The organism is Sphingomonas sp. BL-S-29, assembly GCF_055521495.1.
In genome coordinates, this window is sequence record NZ_CM145482.1 from 269,450 (window position 1) to 285,792 (window position 16,343).

The 16,343-nt window shown below is 62.0% G+C and carries 11 protein-coding genes; 7 read left to right on the forward strand and 4 right to left on the reverse strand.

Translation table 11 applies throughout. The features are described from left to right. Positions 1–10: 10 nt before the first annotated feature. Complete coding sequence (locus ACZ1I2_RS01245) at positions 11–2,134, forward strand: M13 family metallopeptidase (protein ID WP_465181556.1); 2,124 nt, start codon at positions 11–13, stop codon at positions 2,132–2,134. Positions 2,135–2,338: 204 nt separating this feature from the next. Here the strand turns inward: ACZ1I2_RS01245 and ACZ1I2_RS01250 are convergent, their stop codons facing one another. The 3 genes from ACZ1I2_RS01250 to ACZ1I2_RS01260 all read right to left on the reverse strand — a co-directional run bounded on the left by ACZ1I2_RS01250 (position 2,339) and on the right by ACZ1I2_RS01260 (position 5,995). Then, complete coding sequence (locus tag ACZ1I2_RS01250; RefSeq protein WP_465175379.1) at positions 2,339–3,385, reverse strand: ornithine cyclodeaminase; 1,047 nt, start codon at positions 3,383–3,385, stop codon at positions 2,339–2,341. Positions 3,386–3,522: 137 nt separating this feature from the next. Then, complete coding sequence (locus ACZ1I2_RS01255) at positions 3,523–5,751, reverse strand: TonB-dependent receptor (RefSeq protein ID WP_465175378.1); 2,229 nt, start codon at positions 5,749–5,751, stop codon at positions 3,523–3,525. Beyond that, the gene (locus tag ACZ1I2_RS01260) at positions 5,738–5,995 is read right to left on the reverse strand and encodes a hypothetical protein (protein ID WP_465175377.1); all 258 of its coding nucleotides are present in this window, start codon (positions 5,993–5,995) and stop codon (positions 5,738–5,740) included. The genes ACZ1I2_RS01255 and ACZ1I2_RS01260 overlap by 14 nt, the downstream gene beginning before the upstream one ends. 408 nt (positions 5,996–6,403) lie before the next feature. On the opposite strand from ACZ1I2_RS01260, the gene ACZ1I2_RS01265 reads away from it, so the two are divergent. Further along, positions 6,404–8,011, forward strand: coding sequence for a S10 family peptidase (locus ACZ1I2_RS01265; protein WP_465175376.1), 1,608 nt, complete (start codon positions 6,404–6,406; stop codon positions 8,009–8,011). A 6-nt stretch (positions 8,012–8,017) separates the two neighbouring features. On the opposite strand, the gene ACZ1I2_RS01270 is transcribed toward ACZ1I2_RS01265, so the two are convergent. Further along, the gene (locus ACZ1I2_RS01270; RefSeq protein WP_465175375.1) at positions 8,018–8,524 is read right to left on the reverse strand and encodes an Lrp/AsnC family transcriptional regulator; all 507 of its coding nucleotides are present in this window, start codon (positions 8,522–8,524) and stop codon (positions 8,018–8,020) included. Between the two features lie 117 nt (positions 8,525–8,641). Between ACZ1I2_RS01270 and ACZ1I2_RS01275 the strand changes: the two genes are divergently transcribed. The 5 genes from ACZ1I2_RS01275 (at position 8,642) to ACZ1I2_RS01295 (ending at position 16,313) form a co-directional block, all read left to right on the forward strand. After that, positions 8,642–12,106, forward strand: a complete 3,465-nt coding sequence (locus tag ACZ1I2_RS01275; protein WP_465175374.1) for an indolepyruvate ferredoxin oxidoreductase family protein — start codon at positions 8,642–8,644, stop codon at positions 12,104–12,106. Between the two features lie 8 nt (positions 12,107–12,114). Continuing rightward, entirely contained in the window at positions 12,115–13,239 is a 1,125-nt protein-coding gene (locus ACZ1I2_RS01280) for an acyl-CoA dehydrogenase family protein (protein WP_465177200.1), read from the forward strand. Between the two features lie 11 nt (positions 13,240–13,250). Next, complete coding sequence (locus ACZ1I2_RS01285; RefSeq protein ID WP_465175373.1) at positions 13,251–14,429, forward strand: acetyl-CoA C-acyltransferase; 1,179 nt, start codon at positions 13,251–13,253, stop codon at positions 14,427–14,429. 125 nt (positions 14,430–14,554) lie between these two features. Then, on the forward strand, positions 14,555–15,637 hold the full coding sequence (locus tag ACZ1I2_RS01290; protein WP_465175372.1) for a branched-chain amino acid aminotransferase: 1,083 nt from the start codon (positions 14,555–14,557) through the stop codon (positions 15,635–15,637). 316 nt (positions 15,638–15,953) lie between these two features. Then, positions 15,954–16,313 carry a RidA family protein gene (locus ACZ1I2_RS01295; RefSeq protein WP_465175371.1) on the forward strand — a complete coding sequence of 120 codons (360 nt, stop codon included), beginning with the start codon at positions 15,954–15,956 and terminating at the stop codon, positions 16,311–16,313. Positions 16,314–16,343: the final 30 nt, after the last annotated feature.

The following is a 16,343-nucleotide window of genomic DNA, read 5'->3' on the forward strand; positions in this document are numbered from 1 at the left end:
GACAGCCGCTATGCCCAACGACGTCATACAGGAGCGCTTGCAGAGGTCGGAGACGCGGTACCTTTGTCGAAGCGCCGCGCGACGGCGTCTTGTCGCCGGCTTGCTGATGGTCGTCGGCGGTCTCGTAACCCCGGTTGCCGCTGCGCCGCGGCAGGATCCCGTTTACCCGCCCTTTGGTCTTGATCTCACCGCAGGAGATCCTGGTACGCGCGCGGGCGATGACTTTTTCCAATGGGCAAATGGCGCCTATCTCGCCCGCATCGTGATTCCGGCGGACAAGGTCATGGAATCGCGCCGGAACGAAATGACGGATCGTACCGAGACCCAACTGCACACGCTGCTCGATGAAATGGCACGGGCTGTTCCGCCGGCAGCCACGACGCCGCGGGGGCAAGTCGGTGCCTATTATGCTGCCTTCATGGACACCGGCACGCTGGAACGGATTGGCAGTCGCGCGATCGAACCCGAGCTCCTGGCGATTCGCCAGGCATCGAACAGCGGAGCGCTTGCGGCACTCATGGGTCAGTCGAATTCGGATTTCTACCCAAGCCCCTTCACCGCGAGCATCGATAACGATCTCAGGCGACCCGATCGCTACGCAATCTATCTCGGGCAATCCAATCTCGGTCTGCCAGACCGCGACTATTATCTCGAAGCCAAGTTCGCGCCTCAACGCGACCAGTATAGGGGCTATGCGACCACGCTCCTTTCGCTGATCAAATGGCCCGACGCGCCGGCCGCCGCGGAACGGGTCATCGCCTTCGAGACGCAGCTCGCGCAGGCCGGCTGGAGCCGGACGCAACAACGCGATCCGACCGTTCAATATAACCCTGTGACGCCCATAACGCTGGCCACCGATGCGCCCGGCTTTGCCTGGAAGGAGTTTCTGGCAGGTGCCGGCCTGAGCGCAAAGACGACGTTGGTGGTCAAGGAGAAGAGCGCATTTCCGAAGCTGGCGAAGATCGTTGCGGAGACGCCGGTCGAAACGCTGAAGGCATGGATGGCTTTTCGCGTTGCCGACAATGCGGCCCCCTATCTTTCGAGGAATTTTCTGGAAGCCAGGTTCGCGATGCGCGACCATGCGCTGGCGGGTCAGGTCCAGCAGCGCCCGCGCTGGCGGCTTGGGCTTGAAGCGGTTGCCGCTGGCGATTGCTATCGCTGCACCGGCACCCTCAAATGGCCCGCCGGGCAACTCTATGTAGAGCGCTATTTCCCGCCGGAGACGAAAACGCGGATCACCAATCTCGCGCAAAATATCAAGGCGTCGTTCCGCGATCGACTGGTCGCGCTTGACTGGATGGCGCCGACGACCAAGGCGGAAGCACTGAAGAAGCTGGACACCTTCGTGATGAAGGTGGGGTATCCTGACCAGTGGCGAGATTACAGCCACGTCACGATCCGTCGCGGCGATCTTGTCGGTGACGTTCGCGCTATTCTGAAAGAAGACTGGGCATTCGGCGTGAGGCGTAGCGATGGGCCCGTCGACCGGACGGAGTGGCTCCTGGCACCCCAAATGAACAATGCCTATAGCGGCGCGCTCAACGATATCGTCTTCCCGGCCGCTATCCTGCAGGCGCCAATGTTCGACGCCGCCGCCGATCCGGCGATCAACTATGGCGCGATCGGCGCGGTCATCGGGCACGAACTGACCCATGGGTTCGATGACGAAGGGCGCAGCACCGACGCGACCGGCGCGCTGCGCGACTGGTGGGCGCCGGCGGATGCGGAGACGTTTAAAGCGCGGGCTGCCATGCTGGGCGCCCAATATGGCGCCTATGAACCGGCTCCCGGCGTGCATATCAAACCTGAGGTGACCATGGGCGAAAATATCGCTGATCTGGGAGGTCTGTCGATCGCGCTCGACGCGTATCACAAGTCTCTGAACGGCAAACCCGCGCCAGTGCTAAACGGGCTGACCGGCGAGCAGCGCGTGTTTCTGGGATGGGCCCAGGTCTGGGCCGGGAAGGCTACCACCGAGGAGATCGTGCGCCTGACAACAAGCGACGAACACAGTTATCGCAAATACAGGGTCAACGGCGTGGTTCGAAACATTGATGCCTGGTACGTCGCGTTTGGTATTCGACCCGGCGATTCCCTTTATGTTCCGCCTGAGAGACGGGTTCGCATCTGGTAGGTAAGCCCACAGTGTAAGCACGCTTCGTTCAAATTGGACGGAGCGCTTTCAGCGGGCGAGGCCGTGGGCATTCACTCGACTTGCCCCTTGCCAAGTTGATACACTGCCTATCCGCAGCGAGTTTGGTTGCTCGATCAGTCGTTCTCGCTTAGTACAGAAAAAGGTACGGAGCGTTTACCCGAGCCGCGCTGAAAATGAGTCCATTTAGGCCGCGCGCTGAAGCATGCCGAACAGGTCGCGCGGATCGTCGGGATCGGCGAGGATGTCGATCTTCTGGAAGAAATCCGTGCCCTTCAACTTGTCAAAGACATAGCGAAGCGCGGAGAAATCCTCGATCGCGAACCCAACGCTGTCAAACAGGGTGATTTGCCGCGCATCGCGGCGACCCGGCGCATTTCCGTGCAGCACCTGCCAGAATTCAGTCACCGGATAAGTCGCGTCCATTTGCTGAATTTCGCCTTCGATGCGGGTTTGAGGTTCAAATTCGACGAACGTGTCCGCCCGGGCAAGAATGTCCTTGTGGAGCTCTGTTTTTCCCGGGCAATCCCCGCCAATAGCGTTGATATGGATACCGGCGCCGACCATATTGTCGGTCAGGATCGTGGCGTAAGCCTTGTCGGCCGTGCACGTCGTAACAATCTGGGCTCCCTCGATGGTCTCCTGCGAATTGCTGCAGGACACGACACGCAGACCACTGTTCTGCAGGTTTCGGGCGGTCTTTTCCGTGGCCTTCGGGTCGATGTCGAAGAGCCGCACCTCCTTGATTCCAATAACGGCCTTCATCGCGAGAGCCTGGAATTCAGCCTGTGCGCCATTTCCGATCAGGGCCATCACCTCGGCATTTGCAGGGGCCAGGTGGCGCGCGGCCATCGCCGAGGTAGCGGCAGTTCGCAGCGCTGTCAGCAAGGTCATCTCCGTCAACATAAGCGGATATCCCGTGTCGACGCGCGCCAGCAGGCCAAATGCTGCGACGGTCTGGAAGCCTTTGGCTGTATTGCTGGGATGACCATTCACATATTTAAAGCTGAACGCCTCGCCATCGGACGTGGGCATCAGTTCGATCACCCCCTGATCCGAATGCGATGCGAGCCGTGGCGACTTCTCGAAAAGCTCCCATCGGCGATAGTCGTTTTCCACGGCATCGGTCAGCTCCAGCAAGACGCTCTCGATGCCGAAATGATGTACGAGCCGCATCATGTTTTCGACGCTGACAAACGGGATATAGGCGAGCTCGGAGGGCGCGGTCGGCATGGCAGATCCTTTGCGATTGCGAGGCCCGGGATTTCGGACGGATTGCCGGAATCTCGGCGGAACACGACTGAATCGCGGTAACAGAAGAAGGTACGGAGCAAGGCCCGGGCCCGATCGCCCGGGCCTTGCTCTCGAGATCAATAACGAACGTCGAGCGACAGGCCGATGGTTCTCGGTTGAATGGGAACAAGGAGACCTGCTCCGGTCGCATCCGGATCGAAAAACGTCGTGTACGCGCGCTCGTTGAACAGATTCCGCGCATATATTCTGGCGTTGAATCGACCAAAGGTCAGACCCGCATAGGCGTCGACTACACTTTGCGCGGGTATCCTGATGGTGCTGGGAATGCTCTCGAGCCCGGTCAGCGACGAGCCCCGGTAACGATAGCTTGCGCCGAGTTGGAGCTCGGCATTGCTCGACACCGGTCGCGAATAGTCAATCAGTGCCGCGGCCTGCCACCGGGCGGCGTTAGGCAAGTGATCGCCTTTCAAGGCCCCGAGGGCCGGTACGTCGCTGTCGAGATGCGCCTCGGTATAGGAGCTATTGGCGCCAACGCTGAGCCCGGGTGCAACGCGATATTGCGCGCTGAGCTCGAAACCGCGGCTGCTGGCCTTGCCGCCATTCCCCGTGGTGCTGCCCGTCGCCAGCACGATGGGCACCTGCACACCCGACCAGTCGATGTAAAATGCGGAAAGCTCCAGATCGAGCTTCTTGTCCAACAGGAGCGCCTTGTAGCCCACCTCATAGTTCGTCAGCCGGTCAGCGGCATAGGCCGCGGGCGCACCGGGCACGGGTGCATTGGGCCCCCCCGGGCGATAACCGCTCGCCGCGCGCACATAGAATGTGGAGCTGTCATTGGGCCGGAGGCGCGCGCTGGCTGACCAGGTCGTGATATTGGCACCGGACGCCAGCCCGGTGTGGGTCGGCCCGCCAAACAGGACGCCGTCAAGATTTTGGTCGTAAGTCTGCTTGTTGTGACTGTAGCGTATGCCGCCGGTGATATCGAACCAGCGCGTGAACTTATAAGTCGCATTCGCAAAGACAGACTCTTCGCGATAGGCCGTGGGCCAGTATACGACAGCGAACGGCGTCAGCGACGCAATCGCTGTCCTGTCCGGATTGAGCGCGCTGAGCGATTGCTGGTTGAGAGCGTGCTCGATCGTATAAAAGCCGCCGATCAGCCACTCGAAATGGTCACTCTTGTGGGATGCCAGACGAAGTTCCTGCGTGAATTTGTCGAGATTGATGTCGACCGAGAACGCAGACAGAGCATTGGCCGGCGCGGCAGGATCGAACAGCTGAAAATACGGACTGTAGATAGCCGATTCATCCACGACCGACCTGTTGCGGGTTTTTGACCAGCTGGTAGCGCTCGTAAGCGTCGCAAAACCCGCGTCCCATGTTCCGGTAAGCGAATAATAGCGCAGCCGCTGATTGAACGGTTCAGCGAGCGCGTGATTCCGGCTATAGCGGCCGATAAGCGGCTCGATTGTCGTTGCATTGACAGACACCGCGGCATTGCCGTCGGACTTGATGTCTTGCAGCATGGCGGACGCCTTGAATGTCAGCCGGTCGGTCGGCTGCCAGAACAGTGCGACTCTTCCACCTTTTTGCGTCGAGGAATTTTCGTGCCGGACGCCGAGCAGAGGATTGTCGATCCAGCCTGCGTTATCCTGATAAAAGCCGCTGACTCGAATGGCGAGTGAACCGCCAACGATCGGCGCGTTGACCATGCCGCGTACGCCCCAACTGGGCTGGCCCGAGTTTTCGGTCGTTTCGACCATCCCGCCCCCGCGCGCTTCAAATCGATCGGGGTTTGCCTGGCGCATCACATATTTGAGCAGCCCGCCCATCGTGCTCGCGCCATAGAGGGTCCCCTGCGGCCCGCGCAGAACTTCAACGCGATCGATATCGTAAGGCAGCAGATCGAGTTGAAATGAGTCGCCCCGGGCGAAACCCGAACTCGAACCGAGCGGCGTGTCGTCAAGATAGGTACCCACCAGCGCCCCGCCATCGCCGGTGGAAATGCCCCGCAACACCACATTGGTCTTGCCGGGCGTACCACCACTGTTGACGCTCATCCCAGGCACCGACGCGGCATAGTCCACCAGATTGGTCGCGCCGGTTTTTTCGAGCTGGGTCCCGGTCAAGACGCTGATCGACGCAGGAACATCGATCAAGCGTTCGGAACGCTTCTGGGCCGTCACAACGATGTCGCCGGATGAACCATCAACCACGCTCGCGTTCGAACCCGGCAACTCTGCGGAAGCCGGCGTCTGCGCAGTCGTCTGAGCGAGCGCGCCAGATGCCACCGACAGCATGGAAGCCGCGGCGAGCAACGAGAGCTTTTTCTTACAAATTCGCATCAAATATCCCCCTGTTGTAGCGTTGTTGCGATCGCATCCGCGCCTGCGGCGAGCCTTGCGCACCGGGAGGCGATCCGTGTGAAGCAGGCACGTCGCGAAGCTTTTCGCTGCGCTTCTGCGCGGTCACGACGATATCGCCGTCCTGGGCGGTCTGATCGGGCTGGATTTCGCTACCGATCGGCGTGGATGTTGCCGGCTGCGCAGTCTGCGCGGAAGCTGACGCCGCCATGAGCGCGGCGATCACCGCTCCCGCCGCGGTTGAACACCTCATGGAATTCTCCCCACTATCAACCCTCCACCTTGTCTCACCGAACAGCTTTTTCCGGGCTGACCCTGCCGACGCCGGCACGCCTGGTGCGCTGACGGGCCGCCCGGGCGATTCTGGCGCTTGCGATGCGTGCACCTTTGCGATTATTTTCTATGGGGCAAGAGATTTCCGGTGAGACACACATTTTCGCGAGGGGCGTGATATTTCTGCCGCTAAGGGTCTCCAGTTCCAGCTTGCGGGAGGCAGGCGAAGCATAATGACAATGCGTTGCAACCCGCCGGTCCGGATCGTCGCGGAGCGATGGGCCGGAGCACGAGAGCGCGCGGAATGCCCGCGGATGGGGCGTCCGATCACACAATCACTGTTGAGAAAAAGGAACCGGGGATGAGCAAGGCCTGGGCAATCGCTGCCGCGCTAGGATGTCTCGCAAGCGGGGCATACGCCGCGGCCCCGGGGCCCGCGCCATCGACCGCGCCCGGCACGCGCGACACAATCCAGGACAGTGAAACCGCAAGACCCGATGAGGTGACGACGACGGGATCGGTGACGATTAACGGAACGAAGCTCAGCTACCGGGCGACAGCGGGAACGCTCGCGGCCTCCTCCGGCGACTCCGCCAGCGCCCAGCGCGACACCGGCACCGATACCGCGCAGGCGGTCATGTCTTATGTCGCCTATTTCAAATCCGGCACGCCGACTGGCGACAGGCCGATCACCTTTTTCTGGGATGGTGGCCCCGGGTCTTCCACCGTCTTCCTTCACATCGGCGCCTTTGGTCCGAGGCGGCTGGCCGTGGGCGGCGATGGCCATGTGCCGCCCGCGCCCTATCAGCTGGTGAACAATTCCCATAGCTTGCTGGACGCAAGCGACCTGGTGTTCATCGATGCGCCCGGAACCGGCTTCGGGCGTGTCTCGGGCAAGGACGCGGAACGCGCCTTTCGCAGCGTGGACGGCGACGCGCATGCTTTCGAGGCGTTCATCAAGCTCTTTCTGTCCAGGTATCAACGCTGGAACTCGCCACGCTTCATCTTCGGCGAGAGCTATGGAACGCTCCGCAGTGCGCTGGTAATCGAGGGGCTGCAACGCGAGAGCGCCATCGAGTTCAACGGCATGGTGCAGCTTTCACAGGTTCTCAGCTACGACACCGATGTCGACGGAATCAATCCGGGTGACGACCAGGCTTATATCAACGCGCTACCGAGCTATGCCGCAACAGCCTGGTACCATCATCGTCTTGGCGCCGATCGCCCTGCCACCCTCGAACCTTTTCTGAAGGAGGTCGAACATTTTGCCAGGACGGAATATGCCCAGGCTCTGCAAATGGGATCGGAACTCGATCCGGCGCGGCGGCAAGTGGTCGCGGCACGGTTCGCTGCGCTTACCGGGCTGGCGCCGGACTATGTGCTGAAGGCCGACCTTCGCATCGATGTCAGGCATTTCAGGAAAGCCCTGCTGGAAAAATCAGGCCTGACAACAGGTGATCTCGACTCCCGCTTTGTCGGCCCCGTGCTGGACCCGCTGGCGGACGCATCGGAGTATGACCCGCTGGCCGCCTCGATCGGGTCGGCATTCGTCTCGACCTACAATGATTATGCCCGCACCTCCCTCGGCTATGGCCAGAACAAGACATTCGCTCCGGTCATTGCGGTCCCCGACTTCGATTTCAGCCACAGCGGGTCCCAGACAACCTCCTCCAATCAAGGCGGATTGAGCGTCATGTCGGATCTCGCATCAGCAATGAAGCGCAATCCCAATCTCAAGATCCTGTTGCTGGGGGGCTATTTCGACCTTTCGACGCCCTATTTCTCGGGCTGGTACGAAATGCATCATCTGCCGATGCCGCCAGGCATCGAGGGTAATATAGAATATCGATATTACCCATCCGGGCACATGGTCTATCTCAACGAGGACTCATTGAAAATTATGCACGATGACGTTGCCAGATTCATCGAGCAGAACCGCGCCGGCAGTGCCAGGCTATCTTTGCCATAACCGCAATCAGCTTCCCCCTCGCCGGCCGGCGGGGTGGCCCGGCTTCTGCAGCATCAGCGAGGGCCGGTTGATAAAGGACTTGAGCGCGAAGCTGCTTTGCAAATGCGCTACGCCCTTCACCTGGGTCAGGCTCTCGAGCAGGTCGCGATAATGGTCGAGGTCACGCACGACCGCCCGCAACAGATAGTCCGATCCGCCTGACATCAAGAATCCGCTCATGATCTCGGGTAGTTCGGAGACTGATCTTTCGAAGATTTCCAGAGCTTCCCCGACCTGCCGTTCAAGGGTCACGTTGATGAAGACGATCATTCCGCCAGCCAGACGCTGCTCGTCGAGTCGCGCGAAATAGCCCGTGATATACCCCGCCTCCTCCAGCGCACGCACGCGGCGTACCGTCGGAGTCAATGACAGACCGATCTCGTCGGAAAGGTCCTTCCATGTGATGCGACCATCTTCGCTGAGTCGGCGCAGGATTTTCATATCCAGCGCATCAAGCGCACGTTCCTGGTTCATTTGCCTACCTCGAGTGTCATTATTGGTAGAATATACCAATATCACGGGTTTCAGATAGGCATATATGGCAACCCTTGCTGCGCGACCTGCGATATCCTCGTGCGCGAGGAGAGGGTTATGCAGCAAGACCGGGTCGTCAGCTTGGACGCCATTTATAACGCGGAGACAGGCCCCGTATTCATGAACGGAATCCAGGCGCTGGTTCGCCTGCCGCTCATGCAGCGCCGCCTTGATCGCAAACATGGTCTGAACACCGCCGGCCTCGTCTCGGGGTACCGTGGCTCACCACTTGGTGCCTATGACCAGCAGCTCTGGAAAGCGAAGAAGTATCTCGAACAGCACGATGTGCTCTTCCAGCCCGGGTTGAACGAGGATCTTGCGGCGACGGCCCTTTGGGGCGCCCAGATGCACAAGGCCTTCGGCCCGTCCAGGGTCGATGGCGTATTCGGCATCTGGTACGGCAAAGGTCCGGGCGTCGATCGCAGCGGCGACGTATTTCGCAATGCGAATATGATCGGCACGTCGCCCTTGGGGGGCGTGCTGGCGGTGGCCGGCGACGACCACGCCGCGCAATCGTCGATGTTCCCGCACCAGACCGACGGCATCTTCCAGTCAGTGCTGATGCCGATCCTGCAGCCGGCGAATGTGTCGGAGATCCTCAGTCTGGGCCTCGCAGGCATCGCACTTTCACGCTTCTCGGGCCTGTGGGTGGGTTTGAAGACGATCGCCGAGGTGGTCGAGAGCGCGGCCAGCTTCGACCTGCCGAATCCCTGTCCCGGGTATATCTCGCCTGCCGACCTGATCCCGGCACATGGCCTCAGCTGGGACCGGCGCATCCAGTGGCCCGCCCAGCGCGCCGAGCTCGAGCGCCGTCAGATCGAAGAGCGCTTGCCGGCGGCCATCGGCTGGGCCACGGCCAATCGCATCGACACGGCCATCTTCGAGAGCCGCCGCAAGCGGCTCTGCGTGGTCACGGTCGGCAAGGCACATCAGGATTTGATGCAGGCACTGGAGCTGCTCGGAATCGGTGAGACCGAGGCCGAAGCGCTCGGGCTGTCGATCTACAAGGTGGCGATGAGCTGGCCGCTGGCGACGAACCCGCTGGTCGCGTTCGCCGGGGATACCGACGAAATCTTCGTGGTCGAGGAAAAGCAGCCGATCGTCGAGAACCAGATCAAGGCGGCCCTGTTCAACGGATTATCCGGGACAATGTTCGTCTCGGGCAAGACGGATGCGCAAGGCAGGCTGCTGCTGCCGACCATCTCCGAGTTCACCCCGCTGATGGTCGCGACGGCACTTGTCCGGCACTATGCCGATGGTGATCCCGTTGGCCTGGCGGATCGCCTCGAGACGCTTCAGGCACGTGCCCGGAGAGGCGAGATAATCCCGTTCCCGGCACGCAAGCCCTTCTTCTGTTCCGGTTGCCCCCATAACAGCTCGACGCGGACGCCGGAGGGTTCGATCAGCGGCGGCGGCATTGGTTGTCATGTGATGGCCCTGTCGGTGCCCGAGCTCAAGACCTCGACGTTCAGCCAGATGGGCGGCGAGGGCATGCAATGGGTCGGTGCGGCTCCCTTTTCCGACACGCGACATGTCTTCCAGAATCTCGGCGACGGCACCTATCAGCATAGCGGGCTGCTGGCGATCCGCGCGGCCATCGCAGCCGGGACGAACATCACCTACAAGATTCTCTACAATGATGCGGTCGCGATGACGGGCGGCCAGCCGGCCGAAGGCGCGCTTGATCCGGTCCGGATTGTGGCTCAGCTCGTCGCCGAGGGTGTCGGCGATGTACGGTTCGTGAGCGACGACCCTGACAAATGGGGCACCCTGCCGGGCGGATTGCGTCCGGTCCATCGCGACAGGCTGGAGGCCGTTCAGCGCGAACTGCGTGACGTAGCCGGCGTCAGCGCGATCCTCTACGAGCAGACTTGCGCTGCGGAGAAGCGGCGTCGCCGCAAGCGCGGCGACTTTCCCGACCCGGATCGACGCCTTTTCATAAATCCGCTGGTCTGCGAGGGCTGTGGTGACTGCTCGGTCCAGTCCAACTGCATCTCCATTGAACCGCTCCCGACTCCATATGGTACCAAGCGCAAGATCAACCAGTCAGCGTGCAACAAGGACTTTTCGTGCGTCAAAGGCTTCTGTCCAAGCTTTGTCGAGATTGACGGGCCGGTATTGCGCAAACCGGACGAGGTGCGCATCGCCGCGGTCGAACGGCTGCACTTTCCTGGCTTGCCTGACCCCGTGCCGTGCGCGCCGGACGCGGTCTACAATGTTTATATAGCCGGTATCGGTGGACTGGGCGTGCTGACGATCGGCGCGCTGCTGGGCACCGCCGCGCACCTCGATGGCCTGTCGGCCAGCGTGCTGGACTTCACGGGCCTCGCGCAGAAGAATGGCGCCGTGGTGAGTCAGGTGCGTATCGCGCCGGCCAACACCGCGATCCACGCCGTCCGCATCAGCGCTGGTGAGATTGACCTGCTCCTCGCCACCGACATGGTGGCGGCGGTCAGTCCTGATGCGCTCGCCAGGCTTGCAAAGGGGCGAAGCGCGATCGTGCTCAATAGCGACGAGACCCCCACAGCCGATATGGTCAGCGACCGGGATGCGACGCTGCCGACTGCGCGCATGATCGATACCCTGCTCGGCAAGGCTGGCACGGACGGCCATCTTCTTGGTGCGACGCGCATCGCCGAGGGGCTGTTCGGGAACAATGTCGCGGCCAATGTCCTGCTGCTGGGCTATGCTTGGCAGAAAGGCCTCCTGCCCCTCTCCGCCGCCGCTTTCGACGCAGCAATTGTGGCGAACGGCGCTGCCGTCGGCCTCAACCGGCGCGCCTTCACATGGGGCCGTCTGGCGGCGGTCGACCTCGCGCTGGTCGAGACAGTCGCCGGAATCGCAGCGCCTCAGCGGCCTCCGGAAGAGAGCATTGGCGAGGCCATCGCGCGCCGGGCGGCGGATCTCCTTGCGTATCAGGATCAAGCCTATGCCGCACGATACCAGCGGCTCGTGAACGGCGTTCGCAACGCAACAACCGCCTTCGGCGCCGAAGGCGAGGTGTTGCTCCGCGCCGTCGTGAACAATGCCTTCAAGCTGATGGCGTACAAGGACGAATATGAGGTGGCGCGGCTATATGGCGCACCGGAATTCCGTCACATGCTGAAGGCGCAGTTCGCCGAAACGAAGCGGCTCTCGATATGGCTCGCCCCTCCCCTTTTGTCGCGAAGCGATCCGCGCACAGGCCGCCCCGCAAAGCGCAAGTTCGGCCCGTGGATATTCCCCCTGCTCAGCATCTTGGCCCGCGGCAAGATCTTGCGCGGCACCAGCTTTGATCCGTTCGGCCGCACGCGGGAGCGCCTGGCCGAACGTGCGGTGCGCGACGAGTATCTCGCGACGATCGAGAGGCTGTGCGCGTCGATCGACAAGGCCAGCATCCCGAAGGTGACCGCCCTTGCCGCATTGCCCGAAAGTGTTCGCGGCTACGGCCCGGTCAAGGAAAAGGCACTGGCTGAATATGCTCGCACGCGCCTGGACCTGCTGGCCGACACCCCTGCGCAAATCATCGAGATGGCAGCATAACAATGACAATTCTGACCGAGACCCAGTCTGCCATCCAGACCATGGTGCGGCAATTCGCACAACATGAAATCCGTCCACACAGTGCTGGTTTTGAAGCCGCAGGAGGCTATCCGGCCGGCCTGTTCGAGCAGCTTGCCGGGCTCGGCCTGATGGGCATGACCGCGCCGGAGGAATTTGGCGGCGCCGGCGCGGACTATCTGAGCTATGCGCTGGCGTTGATCGAAATTGCAGCGGCGGACGGTGCGCTCTCCACCATCCTGTCGATCCAGAACAGCCTGATCGTGTCGGCGCTGCTCAAGGATGGAACCGAGGAGCAGCGCACGCGCTTCCTTCCGGACCTGATCGCCGGCCGCGCCATCGGAGCGTTCGCGCTGACCGAGGCCAATGCCGGGTCGGACGTGACCGCAATGCGCACCCGCGCCGAGCGGGTGGATGGTGGATATCGGCTAACCGGCGCCAAGCAGTTCATCAGCTCGGGCCGCATCGCAAGCCTTGCGATCGTTTATGCGGTGACCGATCCGCAAGCGGGCAAGCGCGGGATCACCGGCTTCCTCGTCCCGACCGACCGGCCCGGCTATTTTGTGGACAAGGTCGAGCATAAGCTTGGCCAGGGCGCATCGGACACCTGCGCGATCCGTTTCGAGGATGTGTTCATCGAAGACGAACTCCGCCTCGGCGCTGAAGGCGCGGGCTATGGTATCGCCCTTTCAAATCTCGAGACCGGCCGGATCGGCATCGCAGCGCAGAGCGTCGGAATGGCCCAGGCCGCGCTCGGGATCGCGATCAGCTACGCCAGGGAGCGCGAAAGCTTTGGTCGGCCCATCATGGAGCACCAGGCCGTGGGTTTTCGGCTGGCGGACCTGGCAACGCGGCTGGAGGGAGCGCGCCAGCTCGTGCTCCATGCTGCTGCGCTCAAAGATGCGGGGGAACCCTGCCTCAAACAGGCGTCAATGGCCAAACTCTTCGCCTCCGAAGCCGCTGAAGACATTGTCTCAGGGGCGATACAGACGCTTGGCGGCTATGGCTATCTGGAGGAATTCGGGCTGGCCAAGATATATCGCGATGTCCGCGTTTGCCAGATTTACGAGGGCACCTCCGACATCCAGCGCCTCGTCATCGCTCGATCACTCTGAGGATCCCCACCATGTCCGACATCATCATCTGCAGCTATGCGCGAACCCCCATGGGCGGATTCCAGGGTGCATTCGCGAAGCTCTCCGCGGTCGAGCTCGGCGCCGTTGCGGTGGAGGCGGCCGTCCAGCGCTCGGGCGTCACGCCCGGGGCCATCAACCGGATCTATATGGGCTGTGTCCTGCCAGCCGGGCTCGGCCAGGCGCCGGCACGCCAGGTAGCGCTGGGCGCAGGCCTGCCTCAATCGGTTGAAGCGACGACGGTCAACAAGATGTGCGGTTCCGGCATGCAGGCCGCGATTCTGGCCGCGGAAGCCCTTGCATCGGGCAATGCCGATATCATCGTCGCGGGCGGCATGGAGAGCATGACCAACGCACCCTATGCGCTATCCAAACATCGCACGGGAGCCAGAATCGGCCATGGCCGCGTCATCGACACGATGATGATGGACGGGCTGGAGGACGCCTATGATCGCGGCAAGCCGATGGGCGCGTTCGCGGAGGACACGGCGCGACGCTACGGATTCATGCGGGCCGATATGGACGGCTATGCAATCGAAAGCCTGGGGCGTGCCAATGCGGCAATCAACAGCGGTGCTTTTGTTGACGAGATTGTCCCCGTTCCGGTGCCCGTCCGCGGCGGCGTCATCATCGTCGCCGAGGACGAACAGCCGGGCAAGGCCAATCCGGACAGGATACCGGCGCTCAAGCCCGCATTCGCGACCGACGGCAGGATCACGGCGGCAAGCGCGGCCTCGATTTCGGATGGGGCCGCAGCCCTCGTGATGACACGGCAGGATGTGGCAGAGCGTCTTGGCCTCAAGCGGGAAGCCAGGATCGTCGCGACCGCCGCCCATGCCCAGGCACCAGCATCATTCGCCACCGCACCGGTTGACGCCATTCGCAAGCTCCTGCGCAAGGCCCGGTGGGAGATCGCCGAGGTCGATCTTTTCGAGATCAACGAGGCTTTTGCGGCGGTGGCGATGATCGCCATGCTCGACCTGGGAATCCCGCACGAGCGCCTCAATGTGAATGGCGGCGCGACCGCACTTGGTCACCCGATCGGGGCGAGCGGTGCCCGGATCATGGCGACGCTTGTCGCCGCGCTCAAGGCGCGTGGAAAGACGCGCGGCGTTGCAGCGCTCTGCATCGGCGGCGGCGAGGCTACTGCGGTTGCGATCGAGATCATCTAGCGGACCGACCTGGAAGCCATGGACCCGCGGCCAATCGATGTTGAGCCGAGAGACCCTTCACCCCGGCGGGGCGATGCGCCGCGCGGCGAGATGAAACGCCTCGGCTTGTGAAAGAGGAATGAGCTATGACCGACATGCCCGCCTTCGTCGTATCACCCAATAAGCGGCGCCTTTCGAAGGCAGCCCGGACCGACCTGTTGGTCGACCCGGCTTTCGGCAAATTCTTTTCAGATCACATGGTCACGATCCGCTGGAGTGAGGGAAAGGGCTGGCACAGCGCCGAGGTTCGCGCGCGTGAGCCGTTCCCGATCGATCCCGCGAACGCTGTCCTGCATTATGCGCAGGAGATCTTCGAAGGCATGAAGGCATATCGCACCGCGGACGGTCGCATTTCGTTGTTCCGGCCCGAAGAAAACGCGCGTCGCTTCCGGAAGTCCGCTGAGCGAATGGCGATGCCACCAATATCCGAAGCGATCTTCCTCACTGCGGTCGAGAAGCTCGTGGAAATCGACCGCGACTGGATCCCGGAAGGTCCCGGCAGCCTTTATTTGCGGCCATTCATGTTCGCCAATGAGGCGTTCCTCGGCGTACGTCCCGCCGCGGAGTATATATTCTGTGTGATCGCATCGCCCGCCGGTCCATATTTCAAGGGTGGTGGGAAACCACTCAATCTATGGGTGTCCGAGCAGTTCACGCGCGCGGCGCCAGGAGGTACAGGCGCCGCAAAGTGCGGTGGCAACTACGCCGCGAGCCTGCTCGCCCAGGCCGAAGCGATCAGGCATGATTGCGACCAGGTAGTGTTTCTTGATGCTGCCGAGCATCGTTGGGTCGAAGAGCTGGGCGGCATGAATATCTTCTTCGTGCTCGAGGATCGCATCGTGACCCCGCCGCTCGGCACAATCCTGGCGGGCATCACGCGTGCATCGATCATTGCGCTTGCCCGCGATGCCGGTCTCGTCGTCGAGGAGCGGCCCTATAGCTTCGACGACTGGCGTGCAGATGCACATAGCGGGAAGCTCAGGGAAGCTTTTGCCTGCGGCACCGCGGCCGTGGTCGCGGCGATCGGCAAGGTCCATTACAAGACGGGCACCTTCACGCACGGGGATGGCGGCATTGGAGCCACCACGGCACAATTGCGCGCCAGGCTCGTCGATATCCAACGCGGAAGCGAACCTGATCCGCATGGATGGGTCCGGCTCCTCGGCTGAAGCGTGAAACAGCGGTCGCGCCACAGCAGGGCCGGAACGCTTCCCCTGTGAAGGTGCGCATTTACCCCGAATCGCGACCCGGTCGACTGGCGGCGGACTCGAGCTTCTGCACGCAAATCGGTGAAGACGTGAAGCTGTTGATCCTGTCGCCGGACCGGCACGACGAGGGCGGTGCGGGCTGGCCGCTACGGCGCCGGCGACCGGCGACCGGCGACCGGCGAACGAAAAATCGCAGTTTTTCTATTATAGAAATATTCTCTAATATAGAAATATCGGCTACCACCTCGCCGACGACCTGAAGCACGAAAGGCAATCCATGACCACGATCCCCCATCTGGCACCCCTGACCGAGGCAGGCGACTTCCTCTTCCTCTCGGGCCAGCTTCCCTTCAACAGGGACCGTGCGATTGTCTCATCCGGGATCGAGGAGCAGACGACCCAGGTGATGGAGAATATCATCGCGGTGCTTGCCGATGCGGGGCTGACACTGGCGGATGTCGTGAAGGCGACGGTATGGCTGAAACGGGCGAGCGACTTTGTCGGCTTCAACGAGAGCTATGCACGTGCCTTTGGCAGTCACAAACCCGCGCGTTCGACCGTTGTGAGCGATCTGATGGTCCCCGCCGCACTTGTGGAGATCGAGGTCATCGCGCGGCGGTCCGGCAAGACCGCCTGACCATGGCGCCGCAGACCGCAGGGCCCGCGC

Excerpts from the sequence above, each read along its gene's own strand:
- ACZ1I2_RS01245 (WP_465181556.1), top strand. The coding sequence starts at position 11 with ATGCCCAACGACGTCATACAGGAGCGCTTGCAGAGGTCGGAGACGCGG.
- ACZ1I2_RS01250 (WP_465175379.1), bottom strand. The coding sequence starts at position 3,385 with ATGCCGACCGCGCCCTCCGAGCTCGCCTATATCCCGTTTGTCAGCGTC.
- ACZ1I2_RS01255 (WP_465175378.1), bottom strand. The coding sequence starts at position 5,751 with ATGCGAATTTGTAAGAAAAAGCTCTCGTTGCTCGCCGCGGCTTCCATG.
- ACZ1I2_RS01265 (WP_465175376.1), top strand. The coding sequence starts at position 6,404 with ATGAGCAAGGCCTGGGCAATCGCTGCCGCGCTAGGATGTCTCGCAAGC.
- ACZ1I2_RS01270 (WP_465175375.1), bottom strand. The coding sequence starts at position 8,524 with ATGAACCAGGAACGTGCGCTTGATGCGCTGGATATGAAAATCCTGCGC.
- ACZ1I2_RS01275 (WP_465175374.1), top strand. The coding sequence starts at position 8,642 with ATGCAGCAAGACCGGGTCGTCAGCTTGGACGCCATTTATAACGCGGAG.
- ACZ1I2_RS01285 (WP_465175373.1), top strand. The coding sequence starts at position 13,251 with ATGTCCGACATCATCATCTGCAGCTATGCGCGAACCCCCATGGGCGGA.
- ACZ1I2_RS01290 (WP_465175372.1), top strand. The coding sequence starts at position 14,555 with ATGACCGACATGCCCGCCTTCGTCGTATCACCCAATAAGCGGCGCCTT.
- ACZ1I2_RS01295 (WP_465175371.1), top strand. The coding sequence starts at position 15,954 with ATGACCACGATCCCCCATCTGGCACCCCTGACCGAGGCAGGCGACTTC.